Annotated in this window: 14 protein-coding genes, 1 tRNA gene and 1 pseudogene; 2 read left to right on the forward strand and 14 right to left on the reverse strand. The window is 62.4% G+C overall.

Annotated elements, in window-relative coordinates; translation table 11 throughout:
- Positions 1-727, forward strand: a 727-nt coding sequence (locus RDN59_RS08750; protein ID WP_308607501.1) for an HNH endonuclease signature motif containing protein, incomplete at its 5' end; no start/stop codon positions are given.
- A 68-nt stretch (positions 728-795) separates the two neighbouring features.
- Here RDN59_RS08750 and RDN59_RS08755 read toward each other — a convergent pair.
- From RDN59_RS08755 to RDN59_RS08805, 11 genes are all read right to left on the reverse strand, one after another.
- Positions 796-1,449 carry a response regulator transcription factor gene (locus RDN59_RS08755; protein ID WP_308607502.1) on the reverse strand — a complete coding sequence of 218 codons (654 nt, stop codon included), beginning with the start codon at positions 1,447-1,449 and terminating at the stop codon, positions 796-798.
- A 12-nt stretch (positions 1,450-1,461) separates the two neighbouring features.
- Complete coding sequence (locus RDN59_RS08760; RefSeq protein ID WP_308607503.1) at positions 1,462-1,674, reverse strand: hypothetical protein; 213 nt, start codon at positions 1,672-1,674, stop codon at positions 1,462-1,464.
- 48 nt (positions 1,675-1,722) lie between these two features.
- Positions 1,723-2,799 (reverse strand): histidine kinase, encoded by a 1,077-nt coding sequence (locus RDN59_RS08765; RefSeq protein WP_308607504.1) that lies wholly within the window; start codon positions 2,797-2,799, stop codon positions 1,723-1,725.
- A 15-nt stretch (positions 2,800-2,814) separates the two neighbouring features.
- Positions 2,815-3,090, reverse strand: coding sequence for a cell division protein CrgA (gene crgA, locus RDN59_RS08770; protein WP_010188168.1), 276 nt, complete (start codon positions 3,088-3,090; stop codon positions 2,815-2,817).
- 67 nt (positions 3,091-3,157) lie between these two features.
- A complete protein-coding gene (gene pknB / locus RDN59_RS08775) occupies positions 3,158-5,098 on the reverse strand; it encodes a Stk1 family PASTA domain-containing Ser/Thr kinase (protein ID WP_308607505.1) in 1,941 nt (646 codons plus the stop codon).
- A 6-nt stretch (positions 5,099-5,104) separates the two neighbouring features.
- A complete protein-coding gene (locus RDN59_RS08780; protein ID WP_308607506.1) occupies positions 5,105-6,523 on the reverse strand; it encodes a serine/threonine-protein kinase in 1,419 nt (472 codons plus the stop codon).
- A complete protein-coding gene (locus RDN59_RS08785; protein ID WP_308607507.1) occupies positions 6,523-7,953 on the reverse strand; it encodes a penicillin-binding protein 2 in 1,431 nt (476 codons plus the stop codon). Before RDN59_RS08785 ends, RDN59_RS08780 begins: the two co-directional genes overlap by 1 nt.
- Positions 7,950-9,302: an FtsW/RodA/SpoVE family cell cycle protein gene (locus RDN59_RS08790; RefSeq protein WP_308607508.1), complete on the reverse strand. Its 1,353-nt coding sequence runs from the start codon at positions 9,300-9,302 to the stop codon at positions 7,950-7,952. Before RDN59_RS08790 ends, RDN59_RS08785 begins: the two co-directional genes overlap by 4 nt.
- Positions 9,303-10,649: a protein phosphatase 2C domain-containing protein gene (locus RDN59_RS08795; RefSeq protein WP_308607509.1), complete on the reverse strand. Its 1,347-nt coding sequence runs from the start codon at positions 10,647-10,649 to the stop codon at positions 9,303-9,305.
- On the reverse strand, positions 10,646-11,098 hold the full coding sequence (locus RDN59_RS08800; protein ID WP_046648650.1) for an FHA domain-containing protein: 453 nt from the start codon (positions 11,096-11,098) through the stop codon (positions 10,646-10,648). The genes RDN59_RS08795 and RDN59_RS08800 overlap by 4 nt, the downstream gene beginning before the upstream one ends.
- Positions 11,099-11,142: 44 nt before the next feature.
- Complete coding sequence (locus tag RDN59_RS08805) at positions 11,143-11,967, reverse strand: DUF3662 and FHA domain-containing protein (protein WP_308607510.1); 825 nt, start codon at positions 11,965-11,967, stop codon at positions 11,143-11,145.
- 190 nt (positions 11,968-12,157) lie between these two features.
- On the opposite strand from RDN59_RS08805, the gene RDN59_RS08810 reads away from it, so the two are divergent.
- Positions 12,158-12,242 (forward strand) — tRNA-Leu (locus RDN59_RS08810).
- 191 nt (positions 12,243-12,433) lie between these two features.
- Here RDN59_RS08810 and RDN59_RS08815 read toward each other — a convergent pair.
- The 3 genes and pseudogenes from RDN59_RS08815 to RDN59_RS08825 form a co-directional block, all read right to left on the reverse strand.
- Positions 12,434-12,596 (reverse strand): annotated as a pseudogene (locus RDN59_RS08815) (DDE-type integrase/transposase/recombinase); the annotation flags it as partial.
- A 227-nt stretch (positions 12,597-12,823) separates the two neighbouring features.
- The gene (locus RDN59_RS08820) at positions 12,824-13,438 is read right to left on the reverse strand and encodes a YdhK family protein (protein ID WP_308607511.1); all 615 of its coding nucleotides are present in this window, start codon (positions 13,436-13,438) and stop codon (positions 12,824-12,826) included.
- A gap of 47 nt (positions 13,439-13,485) precedes the next feature.
- On the reverse strand, positions 13,486-14,913 hold a 1,428-nt coding region (locus tag RDN59_RS08825; protein WP_308607512.1), incomplete at its 5' end, for a heavy metal translocating P-type ATPase.

Consider the following 14,913-nt stretch of genomic DNA (forward strand, 5'->3'; position numbering starts at 1 on the left):
CGGGGTGAGGTTGACGTATCGAGCGTCGGGTCCGCATTCGTTGACGATTACTGATTCAGCCTTGCGCATTAGTGAAATGCGCGGGACCTTGGAGTCGATTAATCCGGCTGATTTGTTGGATGCGGCAGGCCAGGTGTTCTTTGATAAGGCGCACGGGGGTTCTAAGCCTGCGGTGGCTACCAATGTGGTGGTGACCTTGGATGAGTTGGATCGGATTGTGCGGGGTGAGGGTGATGATATTGAGCTTGAGCTCACCAACGGTGGGCGGATGACTGGCCGGGAGTTTGTGACCTATAAGTTTGCTGAGGTTGGGTATGTGACGTTGGTGCATCCGACGATTGGGCCGGTGTGGTTGCACAGGGTGCGGCGTTTGGCGGGGTTTGAGCAACGGGTAATGGCCAGTGCGGAGCATCCGACGTGTGCGCGTGAGGGGTGTAATAAGCCGGCGGATTATTGCCAGGTGCATCATTTGGTGCCGTGGAAAGCTGGTGGGACCACGGATCCGCCGAACCTGACGATGCTGTGTGCTTATCACAATGGCATTAATGATGATGATCCGGATAAGCCGACTGGTGCCGGTTATGTCTTCCGGTTGCGGGGTGGGGTGGGGTATGTGCCACCCTGGGCGGAGCCGATTACGTCCCAGCCGGCATACCAAGCGGCACAAGCAGCATTGAAACAGCAGACCACAGGGGGCTTTTTAGGTTCAGCCCCGCCGGATACCTAAACCCCAATCCCAAACACATGCTGAAGCGGAAGCCACCAGGTGGCTCCCGCCATATCGGCGATCCCTACTTAGGAACCAGCGCCACCTAAAATTTTGGTCACCAGGTTTAGGCGCGTGCTGGCGCCGAAGATGGTGATGAGGCGCGAGACGTGCTTCTTCACGGCCGATTCCGAATAGTGGGTGGCGGCGGCGATCTCTGAATTGGAGTTACCGGCGAGGAGGAGTTTGAGGACGGCAACTTCTGCCTCGTGGAGATCGTGGCTCTCAATGGCGGCGGCGACGGGATCGCGTGGGGTGGCAGGCTCACCGATGTAGTCAACCAAACGGTGCATGGCGGCGGGTGCCACGACGGTGCCACCTTCCACAGCGGCGCGAACCGCCTCAATGATGGAGCGCGGGCGTTGGTTCTTCAAGATATAGCCCGCGCCGCCCGCCCGCAGGATCTTCAGCATCGTGTCATCCGAGTCGAAGGCGGTTACCGCCAAAAACGTCGGGGGATTCGGTCCGGAATTAAGGTGCTTGAGCAGCGTAATGCCGTCCATGTGCGGCATGTGAATATCGGCGAGGACGAGGTCCGGATTGACTTCTTCAATCTGCGCTAAGCAATCCGCACCATTGGTTGCCTCACCGACCACCGTGATGTCCTCGGTGGTCTGGAAATAGACGCGGAGCGTCGAGCGAACGAGCTCGTCGTCGTCAACGAGGAAAACCCGAATGCTCATGGGGGAAACAGTTTAGCCGCACCACCAGCGCTGGGGGCTGGTGGAGCAACGGAAGTGGTCGGTGAATTCGCCTGCGAAAGACTTGTAGAAGGTGAATCCGGTGGACTCAGTGCTCTCAGTTGCGGTGGTTGCAGCGGTAGCTTCAACAGGAGTCTCAGCAGCGCTGGCGATTGGCGTGGACAACAGTGCGAGAGCTGCGGCGGCAACGGCGAGGGAAGTACGCATGTCAAACCTTTTGGAATTTAAGAAACGGCGAACTACCGGGAAAGCTTACTATATTTTTCTTAGGTGGGCGGTGGGAAGAGTAAGGCGTGTGACCCAGCGCTCGCCTTCCTTGCCGCTGCCGAAGCTGCCGTGCATTCGGCGAACGCGGCGGGCGATTTCCCCCAAACCCAGATTCGTCGTCATGTATTGGCGTGATTGTTGCGCCGCAATCTCGGACGTGATCACGAGGTCGATGGACTTGGAGCTGCCGGTGGCCTCGATGCTCACACGGGATTCAGGGCGAGCGTACTTGAGGATGTTGATGGCGAGCTCAGAGAACACGAGGGAGAGCTTTTCCGGTAGCGCAAGCTCACCGTTCTTGCCTACATTGATCTGTGCTTCGCAGTGGAAGCCGTGGCTGCTCAGGAAGCTAATCATGGTGTCGAGGTCTTCCTGCAGCGACTTGACCCCCTTGGTCACGCTTTCGTTCTTCATCACGCGCAATAGATCACGCACCTCGCCCATGGCGCGGCGGGCGTCGTCAGCAATCGCCTCCGCGGAGTCAGCCGCGGAAGGATCCGTTTGGGTCAACGCCAGGGTTTCGGAGCGCATGACCACGGAGGTTAAGGTCGCGGCGACCGAATCGTGCAGTGCGGTCATCAGCGCCTCGCGCTCTTCTGCGGCGCGCTGCTCAGCGGCAAGACGCTGGTCCCGGGTTTTGCGTAGCGCAGCCCCAATGACGATGGCCACCGCATACAAGACGAGCGGCGTCGACAGGTTTAACGGGTCGAAGTCAGGCAGAAAATTAATCGAAGGATCCGTAGTGACGAGGTATGTGTACGCCACCGCTGGGGGAACGGCCCACAGCCAGCGCGTGCGAAACGCCACGATGCCCACGATGACGGGGCTCCACGCGAAGAGCAGGAATGACCGCCAATCGGAAAACCACATCGCCAGCGCAAAAAGCGCACCGTACCCGCAGGCCGCCACAAGTGGGCGGCGGACGGCCAGCGGTGTCAGGGTGACGCCGAGGCCGGCGAGGACGAGTGCGCCGGGGGTGAGAAAGTTTTTGTCTACCGTGACGGTGAGCATCACCAAAATGATGCAGCCAACGCCGGCGATGCTATAGAACTTCGAGGAGTTCATCGGCGGCGCTGAAAGTTAACGCCAGCCCATCGTCATCAGAAGGCCGATGATGGCCAGGCCGAAGCCGATGCCGTAGTTCCACGGGCCTAGCTCCTGCATGAACGGAATGGACTCGCCCGCCAGGTAGTTGACCACCAGCCAGAGCAGGCCGAGAAGCATGAGGCCCAGCATAATGGCGATGTACCACTTCGGGGTGCCCTCAGAGTTGATCTTGACCGGGGTGCGGTTAGTAGCAGAGCTGGAGGACTGCGGGAGTGCGGAGCCCTCCGTCGTGATCTTGGACTTTGGCATTGTTACACCTTCACGAAGAATAGGGGGGTTAATCTGTGGAATACCTTAGCAGCTGCGGCAATGAGAGCTACTGCGGCAGCAGTGCTGCCGGGTCAAACTCCCAGAACCGGATGTGGATGGTCTCATCCTTGCGGATGACATCACCGCGGCTTGCCGACGCCCACCCAATCTTGTCGCTGTCGATCGGGTTAGACGTCGGGATGCGCTCGCCCACCTCGAAGGAGCCGGACCAGCCCTTGGCGCGCAGCGCGGAGTCAGCCTCCTGCTGCGTAGAGCGCGTCAGGTCCGGTGCTTGGATGAGCATCGCGTTGGAGACCTCCAGGGTGACCTGGCTGCCCTTGGGAAGCTTCTGGCCCTTCTCGACGACCCTGAGCACCTGGTTTTCCGGAAGCTCAGAGTCCACCGAGTTCACGTTGACGTCAAAGTCCATGGAGGACAGCATCTCGACCGCGCGGTCACGATCCATGCCGCTGACATCCGGGACGCTAACTTCCTTCTGACCCTTGGAGACGGTGATCCGCACCTTCGAGCCCTTGGACAGCTGCGTACCGCCCGCCGGGTTCTGGGAAATGATCTCGCCCGCGGGGGCCTCATCATTTACCTGCTCGACGTCGGTGTGGAGCTCGAGCTCGGCTTCCTCCAGCGCGGCGGTGGCTTCATCCAGCTTCATGCCGGTGAGATCCGGAACCTCGGTGACCTCCTTGCCGGAGGACACCGTCAGCGTGACCGAGGAGTTCTTCTGCAGCTCTGAGCCCTCCGCTGGGTTGATACGGATGACCTTGCCGCGCGGCACATCGGGGCTGGCTTCCTCGTTGATGCTTACCAGAAGGCCAAGCTTTTCTAGTTCCTCCACCACTTCGTTGCGCGGGCGGTTGGCCACCTTCGGGATAGTCACCATGTTTGCGCGCTGGGCTGCTTCCTGCTGCTCCTGTTCGCGTTCGCGGGCCTCTTGGCGGGAGCTATCCCAGAAATCCCAGGCAAAATAACCAATGATGGCGACGAGAGAAGCCGCGAGCAGCGCCGCCAGCCATTTCAGACCGGAGCCGGATTCCTCATCCTCCGACGGGCGGGTCGAGGCCACCGGTGCGCGGTGCTGCGCGGCCACGGGTGCCACCATCGTGGTGGGGTGATCCTCATCGTTGACGTGGGAGCGTGCTGCCTCCGGCAGCTGACCCTGGGCCAAACGCTCGAGGTCATCGCCCATCTCCCAAGCAGATTGATAGCGGTCCGCAGGGTGCTTGGCCATCGCCGTGAGCACGACGGCGTCGACGCCGAGGCGCTGCCGCTCCGTCAGATCTTCGGTGATGAGCTCCGAGGGCGGTGCCGGATCCTCCTGCACATGCTGGTAAGCCACCGCAAAAGGTGTTTCACCTTCAAACGGCGTGCGGCCGGTAACCGTTTCATACATGACGCAGCCCAAAGCGTAAACGTCAGAGCGGGCGTCGGCAGGCTTGCCGCGGGCCTGTTCCGGCGAGAGGTACTGCGCGGTGCCGATCACCGCGGAGGTCTGCGTCATCGCGGACGTGGAATCATCCAGCGCGCGGGCGATGCCGAAGTCCATGACCTTCACCTGGCCGGTGTTGGTCAGCATAATGTTGGCCGGCTTGATATCGCGGTGGATAATCCCGGCCTCGTGGGAAGACTGCAAAGCATCCGCCACCGGTTTGAGCACGCGCGCGGCTTCTTCGACCGGCATGGGGCCATCCTCACGGACGATGTCGCGCAAGGTGCGGCCCTGCACGTATTCCATGACGATATAGGGCACCATCAGGCCGTCGACGTCCTTTTCACCCGTGTCGAAGACGGCAACGATGTTCGGGTGGTTGAGCTTGCCGGAATTCTGGGCCTCGCGGCGGAAACGCTCGCGGAAGTTGACGTCGCGCGCCATGTCGGGGCGCAGCATCTTGATGGCGACGGTGCGCCCCAAAACGGAGTCCTCGGCTTCGTACACCTCGGACATGCCGCCGGTGCCGATGGACTGGCGGAGGTGGTACCGATCACTGACCATGGTGGGTTACTGGCCTCCCTGTAGTGCGGATTCTTCGGTGGGGTTGCTCTGTGAGTCTAGTTCGGGCGCGGACGTTGGGCTGTCATTGACCTGCGGTTGCGTCTCCTCCGTAGGGAATTCGGGCGGCTCCTGATGGGTCGTGTGTTCCGTGGTCACCGGCGGGGCGGGGATGATCGAGTGCGTCGTGGTAACGGTGACCCGGGTCGGCTCCTCCTCGACGGTGGTTATCTCGACAGTCTCGGGAGCTTCCGTTTCCTCTTCCTCCGGCGTCTCCGGCTCTACCGTCTCGGTCACAATGACCTCCGTCGGCGCTGGTGGCGGGGTCGGTGAGGTATTCCCCCACATCCGGTAGGCCATCAGCCCGATGGCCACGAGGGCGGCGATGGCCACGGCGATGAGCAAACCGGTGCCGAAACCTCCCTGCTTAGCGGGGCGCTCCTTCGGCTGTGGTGTAGAAGGCTGGACAGCTGGGCGCACCGTGGTGGGGTGCGCCATGTTGGCCAGCATTTCCGTCGAGGCGGAGGGAGAAGGCTCAGCGGCGATGGGCGCGAGTGCTGCGGATTTGGGCTGCGGCGGGCGCTGGCCCTGGCGTACGGCCGAGATCGCATTGGTGAACTCGTTGCCATCGACGAAGCGGGTGCCCGGGTCCTTGCGCAGGGCCATGCCGATCAGTTCCCGGGTGGGCGCGCTAATCGACGTCGACAAGGGCTCCGGCGCCTGACTAATGTGCGCCAGCGCCACCGATACCGAGGAATCACCGCTGAAGGGGCGCTTGCCGGCCAGCATCTCGTAGCCCACCACACCGAGTGAATAGACATCCGAAGTTGGGCCGACCTCGTAGCCCTGGGCCTGCTCGGGGGAGACGTACTGGGCGGTGCCGACGACCATGCCGGTGCGAGTCAGCGGCACGGCGGCGGCGGCCTTGGCGATGCCAAAGTCAGTGATCTTGACCTGCCCATTTTGGGTAATCATGAGGTTGCCGGGCTTGATGTCGCGGTGTACAAGCCCCATATGGTGGATCACGGACAGGCCGTGGGAGGCCTGCTCCATGACGTCGAGCGCCAGCGTTTCCGGCAGCGCGCCCTCGCGCGCCAGCAGGTCTGCCAGGGATTCGCCGCGGATGTACTCGAGGGCCATGTAACAGAAGGTACGGCCGTTGTCCTCGAGCTCGCGGTAGTCGTAGGTGGCCACGACGTTCTCGGAATCAATGGACTCTGCAGCCTTGGCCTCGTTGCGGAAGCGCGAGAGAAACTCGTTGTTGTCCGAGAACTCGGGGCGCAGGACCTTGAGGGCGACTTCGCGGTCATTGCGGACATCATCCGCCAGCCACACCGTGGACATGCCGCCGTGGCCGACGATCCACTGCAGCTGGTAGTCCTCACCGATCAGTTCTTGGAGGTGCTTTTTGTTATCTGCACTATTCACTACTGCTCACCTCCGTATGCGCGCAGGATGGCACGGCCGATGGGCGCGGAGACCTGGCCACCGGTGGCATTTTGGCCAAGGTGCCCGCCGTCCTTGACCACGACGCCCACCGCGATGTCCTTGTCTGGGTCGAAGGCCACGTACCACGCGTGCGGGGCGAGGCCCTCACCGTGCTCGGCGGTGCCGGTCTTCGAGGCAAAACCGTTTCCGTCGTAGCCGAAGGTGCTGCGTTCGGAAGCGAACATGAGGTCCTTGATGGTGTTGGCTGTTTCTTCATCCACAGCTTCAGCGGCTTGGCGCGGTGTGGTGGCGCGCAGCTCATTCATTTGGGCATCGGTGATGCGGTTGACCAGGTAGGGCTCCATGCGCTTGCCCTGGTTGGCGATGGTGCCGGCCATGATGGCTGCCTGGAGGGCGGACATGGTCACGTCGCGCTGGCCGATGGCGGATTGGGCGACTTGGGCGCCGTCGCCAAGCTCACCGAGCGCGCCAGCGGAAGTATTAACACCCAACGAGTATTTCTCACCCACGCCGAAGCCCTCGGCGTACTTGCGCAGCTCATCGGCGCCGATGCTCTCCGACATCTGCACAAAGGCCGTGTTGCAGGACAGCGCGAAGGCCGTCTGCAGGGTGACGCTGTCCGCGCCGCCGCAGGACTGGTTGCCGTAGTTGGTGAGCTCCGTGACGGTATCGGGCAGCGTAATGGACGCTGCGCCGGTCAGCGTGGAGTTCGGCTCGAAGCCGTTGTTCAGGCCTGCTGCAGTGGTGATGATCTTGAAGATGGACCCAGGGGGAAGGGTGTCCTGCGTGGCGTGGTTGACCAGCGGGGTGCCTTCCTGGTTCTGCAGCTGTTCCCACTTCTCGCCAGCGTTATCACCGAGCAGGTCGGAGACGTTGAAGCTGGGGGAGGAGGCCATGGCCAAAATCTTGCCCGTCGAGGGCTGGATGGCCACGGCCGCGCCGTTATAGCCCGGTCCAGCGAGCTGATCGTAGGCGGTTTGCTGTAGGGCCGGATCGACGGTGACCTCGACGTTCGCGCCCTTCTGCGGCTTGCCGGAGAGCATATCGAGCCAATTGCGCGCCAGGAGCGAATCATCCTTGCCATTGAGGATGTCATTCTGGGAGGCCTCCAGCTGGGAGGCGCCGAAGCGCTCCGAGAGGTAGCCCGTGATGCTGGCAAAGGCCGGGGAGTCGGCGGGGTAGGAGCGGGAGTAGTTGCCCTCGGCGTCGGCAGTGGACTGCGCCAGCACCGTGTTGCCAGCGAAGATCTGGCCACGCGGGGTCGTGCGCATCTCCAGGTAGCCGCGAACGTTCTTAGGGTTATGGGCGTACTTATCCGTCGAAAAAGCTTGCACCACCGTGAGGTTTACCAGGAGGATGGCGGTGAGGATGAGGGAAAAAAGGGCGACGAGGCGGATCGATCGGTTCATCGGGTGGCCTCCTGGACGGCGGGGAACATGGACGTATCGCTGGGTGCGTTTGAGCTCAGCTCGCGCGCCGGGCGGCGTGCCGCGTTGGAGATGCGCAGCAGGATGGCCAGCAGCATGTAGTTGGCCATGAGCGAGGAGCCACCCGCAGACATGAACGGCGTGGTCAGGCCCGTCATGGGCAGCAGCGCGGAGATGCCGCCGGTGACGACGAAGACCTGCACGGCCAGCGTCAGGGCTAGACCCGAAGAGACCAGTTTGCCATAGGTATCGCGGCAGGTCAGCGCGGTGCGGAAGCCGCGGGAGACGAGCATGGCAAACAGTACAAGTACCGCGGCGAGGCCCACCAACCCGAACTCTTCACCGATTCCGGCCAGGATGAAGTCCGAGTGCGCTACCGGCACCATGTCCGGGTGGCCCTGGCCTAAGCCGGTGCCGGTAATACCGCCGGAGGACATGCCGAAGAGCGCCTGGGAGAGCTGGTAGCCGGTGGAATCATAGTTAGCCAGCGGATCCAGGAAGTTGGAGAAGCGTTGCTGGATCTTCTCCGAGACCTGGTAGATGCCGGAGCCACCGATGCCCACGAGAATGACGCCAATGAGCAGCCAGCTCACGCGGTTAGTGGCCATAAAGAGCATGCCGAGCACCGTGCTAAACAGCAGCAGAGCCGGGCCGAAGTCATTGGAAATGCCCATGATGACAATCGCGATGCCCCAAATCACCAGGATGGGCGCGAGATCCCGCAGGCGCGGCAGGGAAATGCCTAGGAACTTGTATCCAGCCACCGTGAATAGCGAGCGCTTCTGGGTCAGTAGCATGGCGAAGAACAAAATCAGCAAGATCTTGGAGAACTCACCCGGCTGGATGGAAAAAGGCCCGAGCCACAGCCAGATGCGGGCGTCGACGCCCGGCGGCTGCGGCCACACCAGGGGTAATGCGAGGAGGATCAGGCCGAGCGCACCCAAGATATAGGAGTATCGGGTGAGCGAGCGGTGATCACGCAGGAGGACGAGCACCAGCGCGAAGAGAATGAGGCCCACGATGGTCCACATCACCTGCCGCACCGCCAGCCCGCCGCCGTTAGCTAGATCGAGTCGCTGCAACAGAATGAGCCCGGTGCCGTTGAGCACCGCGACGATGGGCAGCATGAGCTGATCCGCATAGGGTGCCAGGAAACAGAGCACCAAGTGGGCGACAGCAAAGACGCCGATGAAACCGCCGATGAGGTAGAGCACATCGAGTGTCAGCACGTTGCCTTGGGACAGCTCAAGGCTGACCAAGGTGATGGCGAAAACCACGGTGGCGAGTACCAACAAGCCGAATTCGGTGCCGCGGGAGAAGAATTTACTCACCTACTTCACCTCCCGGCAGTTTCCTTTGGACGCGCTCTTGTCATCTTTTCCGTCTTTTCCGTCCTTCGAGGCCTTCGAGGCCTTCGGGCAAGGCTTGAGCGCCTTGTCCGAGAGCTGCGACAGCTGCGTTTGCACCTCGTCATAGGAGCCGGAGGGCAGGTTGCCCACAGCGGCACGTTCGGATTCTGGCAAATCTTTCAGCGTGAACGGCGCAAAGTCGCCCGCGCACTCTCCGTGCCCGAGCTTGAGCGCATTGTCCTTGCCTAGGCACGCATTCTGATACGTGTGGTGCAGCGGGCGGCCAAAGATTTCATAATCCGCACCCTGCTGGATAGTGAGGGTGTCACTCTCATCCGTAGCCACGTAATAGTTATTGCCCAGATAATTCTTCATCCAGAGCCCGCCACTGACGACGAGCACGATGACGATGGCAAGGCATGCAATCACCTTCCACCCAATCCGGCTTCGCTGGGGCCGCCGCTGTGGTTCCTCCTGGGGCTTCTCCTCAGCGGCCTGGGCTTTTGGGGGCGAGATCAGCTTTGCGGCGCGGCTCGCGGAAGAATCCGGGTGCGTCGGCTCCGGAACAACACCTTGGATGGCTCCGACGGTGATGGGGGAGTCCTCGTCACCCTCCGCCTCCACGACTTCCGCCACCACAATGGTGACGTTGTCCGGGCCGCCGGAGCGCAGCGCCAGATCCCGCAGGGTGGTAGCGGCCTCTTCGACCGTGCCCTGCTTCAGCGCCTGCTCGATGGTGGAGGCCGTCACCGGATCCGAGAGGCCATCCGAGCACAGCAGGAGGCGGTCGCCCGGTTCAGCATCGAGCATAAAGAGCGTGGGCTCCACCGGGCGACCCGTGTAGGCCTTGAGGATCAACGACTTCTGCGGGTGAGAGGAGACATCCTCCGGATCGAGCTTTCCCTCATCCACCAGGGACTGCACATAGGTGTCATCCTTGGTGATCTGGGTCAGCTTCCCCTCACGTAGCCGGTAGCCGCGGGAATCACCCACGTGGCACACGCCGAACTCGGAGCCGTTAAAAAGCAGGGCGGTCAGCGTGGTGCCCATGCCCTCGGTTTCCGGGTGCTCATCCACGTGCTCGCGGATTGCCGCATTGGCGTCTTCCGCCGCCGCGCCGAGCAGGGCCAGCATGTCGTTATCGCCCGGATCCCGCTCGAGGGAGGCCATGTGCTCCACCATGGTGGTGGAAGCAACCTCGCCGGCGGCGTGGCCACCCATGCCGTCGGCCAGCACCAGCAGGTGCGGGCCAGCGTGGGCGGAATCCTCATTGTTTTCGCGGACCAATCCGCGGTCCGTTACTGCAGTAAAAGTCAGGCTTAAAGTCATGCCATCAACCTCACGGTCGTTCGGCCAAGTTTGATATCGGAGCCGACTCCGACTCGTTCTGGCTGGTCAATGCGAACGCCACCAACAAAGGTGCCGTTGCGGGATTCGAGGTCCTCCACGAACCACTCGCTGCCCCTGCGGAACAGGCGGGCGTGGTGGCCGGAGGAGAAATCATCACCGGTGACAAAGTCACAGTCTTGCGCGCGGCCCATCGTACAGTCTTCGAGCGTGCCCAGTTCCATGTGGGAACCGCGCAGCGGCCCGTCCACGATGGCGATTTCACGCGGCGCTTCGCGACGCCTCTGGGCCCCCTTCACCGGGGACGATGCCTGGTAGACGCCGGCGGCCTTATTGGCGTCGCGGCGCATGGCGTTGAGCGCGACCAAGATAAACAGCCACAGCAACACCAGCAGGCCGATGCGCAGCGAGAGCAGCACGATCGAATCCATGAAAAGTCCTTACGCTAAGAATCTGGGAACACTTGCCGGGCGGCTTAGTAGCCCTGGTCTTCGAGGCCGGTGATGCGCACCTCGATGTGGGAGTGACCGAGGGTGATCACGTCGCCGTCGGCAAGCAGCCAGTTCTCAATCGGGGTGTCGTTGACGGTGGTGCCGTTCGTGGACTGCAGGTCCACCAGCACGGCGTCCTGGCCGTTCCAGGTGATCTCCGCGTGCTGGCGGGAGACACCGGTATCCGGCAGGCGCAGGTCCGCGTCGTTGCTGCGGCCCAGAATATTGGAGCCTTCCTGCACGTGGTAGACACGGGAGGAGCCGTCCTGCAACATGAGCGTCACCGCCGGGCCTTGCGGCGCCGGCTGATTCGGGGTGGGGGCCATGAAGGCGGTGGTTGCGGCCTCGTCGGCGTTGTGCGGCTGGGTCATAGAGTCCTCCTGACCATGGTCGTGGTGGAAAATCGCATCGAATCCGGTTTCTTCGGTGGGCTCGTGATCCAAAAAAGAGGACACGCGCAACTGCCCAGTCCGCAGCCCCGATTCCTCCGCGATGCGGACGATGACCGGCCCGGCGAGGGACCAGCCACTGTTACGGATGAAGCGGGTGAGCTGATCAGCTAGATCCTTGGGAACATCCTGGTCCTGTGAGAGATTCTCGATGTCCTTGGAGGACACGCCGACGGTCATGACGTTGGGGCTATACAGCTTGCCATCATCACCGCGGGACAAATTGTCTTGCGCCTCCTGCTTGAGGAGCTCCTCAATCTCTGCGGGGACGACTTTACCGCCGAAGACAAAGGCCATGCCGTTGTCCAGTCCGCGTTGCAGGGAAGAATCCAGCTTGGCGAGCTTGTCAAGAAATGCCATGGGGTAACGCCGTCCTCCTTTCAGGATGTTCAAGGGAGAGGTATAGCAGCGATCAGTATAGGTTGCTTTCCTCTAATTAACGTAGACGCGCGGCCCATAGTTCCCTGGAAAGTTCGGGTTTGCCAGCGGATTTGCAGAATCTGTTGGGCTGCGTGCTAAGGTTAGCTAGTCGCCAAGACATCAATACCCTGCCCGGGTGGCGGAATTGGCAGACGCGCTGGCTTCAGGTGCCAGTGTCCTTATAGGACGTGCGGGTTCAAGTCCCGCCCCGGGCACGCTGAGCAGTTGTACAAACTGCGACACCGGAGGTAACAAACTCGAAAGGGTACGTGACCTCCGGTTTGTTTGTTTCTCTGAACTTGAGTGGTTGAGGATTGCAAGTGTGGGGATTTACATTCTAACTCCCGCTCTCGGTTTTCGTACTTTTGTTTTCGATGGTGTCAATAAGTCATCTTGATTGTTGTCTTGATCTGACGGCCTTGGCCAGGAAACGTTCCGCTGCGGCCACGTTCCGCTTCGGAGAGAGGTAAAAAGTCCAGGGTCTGGCCACCGGCGGTGATCGCCCGATAGAGGTAGCACCACCTGCCGCCGACTCGGATATAGGTCTCATCCACCCGCCAGGAACTGGCCGGTGGGCAGAGACAAAGCCCTGGAATGAACTCCTGTCACCAGGGTCATTCCAGGGCATATTTCCCCTGACTAAGAGAAGCAGTGACACAGAAGGTCTACCTCAGCGTGGGCCTTGTGGGCGTGCAGGTTCCGTGTGTGGCTGGTGTGCTGCGGCATGGTCGGTAGCGATTGATGACCGACTCTGGAGCGGGTGCCTTGTCTGGTCTCGCGGTTCAGGGTGGGTGGACTATTCGGCGGGTTGGATCTCGCTCTCGGTGACCCACTTGTGGTTGGTCATCGTCATCCCGTCGACGGTGAGATCAACCATGTAGACCGTCTCCTCGGTGGAGTAATCGATGGTGGCCTCAGCACCCTTCATGCCGGACATGTGCTCGGCATCCAGGACAACGCTCGCCCCGTCGGGCAGGGGGGCCTGACCCGGATCGACGAGCTCCTCATGGACGACCCAGCGGTGGTCGGTAACCGGGGCCCCACCCTCGGTGGGGGTGTAGCTGACCGAATAGGTCGTGGTGTCAAACGCCCCGGAAATGGTGGCGGTGGCCCCGTCCATGCCGGGCATGTGGTCAGCGGTGAGGATGACCTCGGTGCCCACCGGGTACGTGGGATCCTCGGCCTCTTCAATGCCTGCCGGCGGTGCCCCGCCGTCGGCAGGGTGGTCGTGCCCGCCGTGCTCTTCGTCGGCAGTGGTGGTGTCTTCCTGGTGGGTCTCGTTGGTCTCTGCGGTTGCCGTCGTGGTGCTGGTGGTGTCGGCATCGTCAGAGTTGTCGGTGGCGTCGCTGCAGGCGGTCAGCGCCAGGGTGGAGGTCAGTACCAAGGTGGCGAGGGTAATGCTGCGTTTCATGAGCGTTCCTTTCAAAGGTGGTGTGAGTTAGGGGTCGAGGGACAAGGTCAGTCAGTAACGGTTACGGGGGATATCGACCCACTGTGTTCCTCCTTCCCGTCGGTCGGAGCCAGGTGAGCCGGCTCCAGATCAATGCGGCGCAACAGCTGGGCGTTCAGTGCCACCACGATGGTCGAGGCAGACATCAAGATCGCGCCCACGGCCGGGGACAGCACGAACCCGATCGGGGCAAGCACTCCGGCGGCCAGCGGCACGGCGAGGATGTTGTAGCCAGAGGCCCAGATCAGGTTCTGGATCATCTTGCGGTAGCTGGCCTGGGACAGCTCAATCATCGACAGCACTGCCCGCGGGTCATCACTGGCTAGGACCACCCCGGCAGATTCCATGGCCACATCCGTGCCGGCACCGATGGCGATACCGACATCCGCGCGGGTCAGAGCGGGGGCGTCATTGACACCGTCACCGACCATGGCCACGCTCAGGCCACGCTCCTGTAACTGGGTGACCTTGGTGTCCTTGTCCTGGGGCAGGACCTCGGCGAAGACCTCATCGATGCCTAAGTCCTGGCCAACCGCCTGGGCCACCTGCTGCGCGTCACCGGTGATCATCGCGACCTTCACCCCGCGGTCCTGCAGGGCTTTCACGGCGGCGCGGGATTCAGGGCGGATCTTGTCCTCGACGGCCACCGCACCGATGATCTGACCGTCGCGGACAATATGGAGCACTCCGGCCCCACGCCCGGTCCAGGCGCTGGTGGTGTCGGTGAGCTCGGCCGGGGTGGTGAGGTTGAACTCGCGCAGCATGTTCGGCCCACCCACGAGGATCTCAGCGCCATCGACAGTGGCCCAGACCCCGCGGCCGGAGGCGGCGGTGAAACCGGTTGCGCGTAGTGGGCGGCGTGAGGCCTCCGGGTGTGCGGCCGCGGCAGCCACGATGGCGCGGGCCACGGGGTGTTCACTATCGGCCTCGGCGGCGGCGGCCAGGGCCAGCAGGTGCCCTTCCGAAGTACCGGGCACCGGGGCGACACCGGTGACCGCGTGCGCACCCTCGGTCAGGGTGCCGGTTTTATCGAAGAGCACCACGTCGATGGTGCGCATCCGCTCGAGCGCCATCCGGTCCTTGATGAGCACCCCGGATTTCGCGGCCCGCTCGCTGGAGATCGCAATGACCAGCGGAATCGCCAGGCCCAGGGCGTGCGGACAAGCGATGACCAGCACCGTGACCGTGCGCACCACGACATCGTCCGGGCTGCCGATGATGGTCCACACCACCGCGGTGATCAGAGCGGAGATCAGCGCGAACCAGAACAACAACGCCGCCGCCCGATCCGCCAGGGCCTGGGCCCGGGAGGAGGACTCCTGGGCGTCGGCAACCATGCGTTGGATCCCGGCCAGGGCGGTGTCCCCGCCGGTAGCCTCCACCCGGATGCGAACGGCGTTGTCGGTGGCCATGGTACCGGCGACCACCTTGTCACC

It is taken from the genome of uncultured Corynebacterium sp. (assembly GCF_902489365.1).
In the GTDB taxonomy this organism is placed as follows: Bacteria; Actinomycetota; Actinomycetes; order Mycobacteriales; family Mycobacteriaceae; genus Corynebacterium.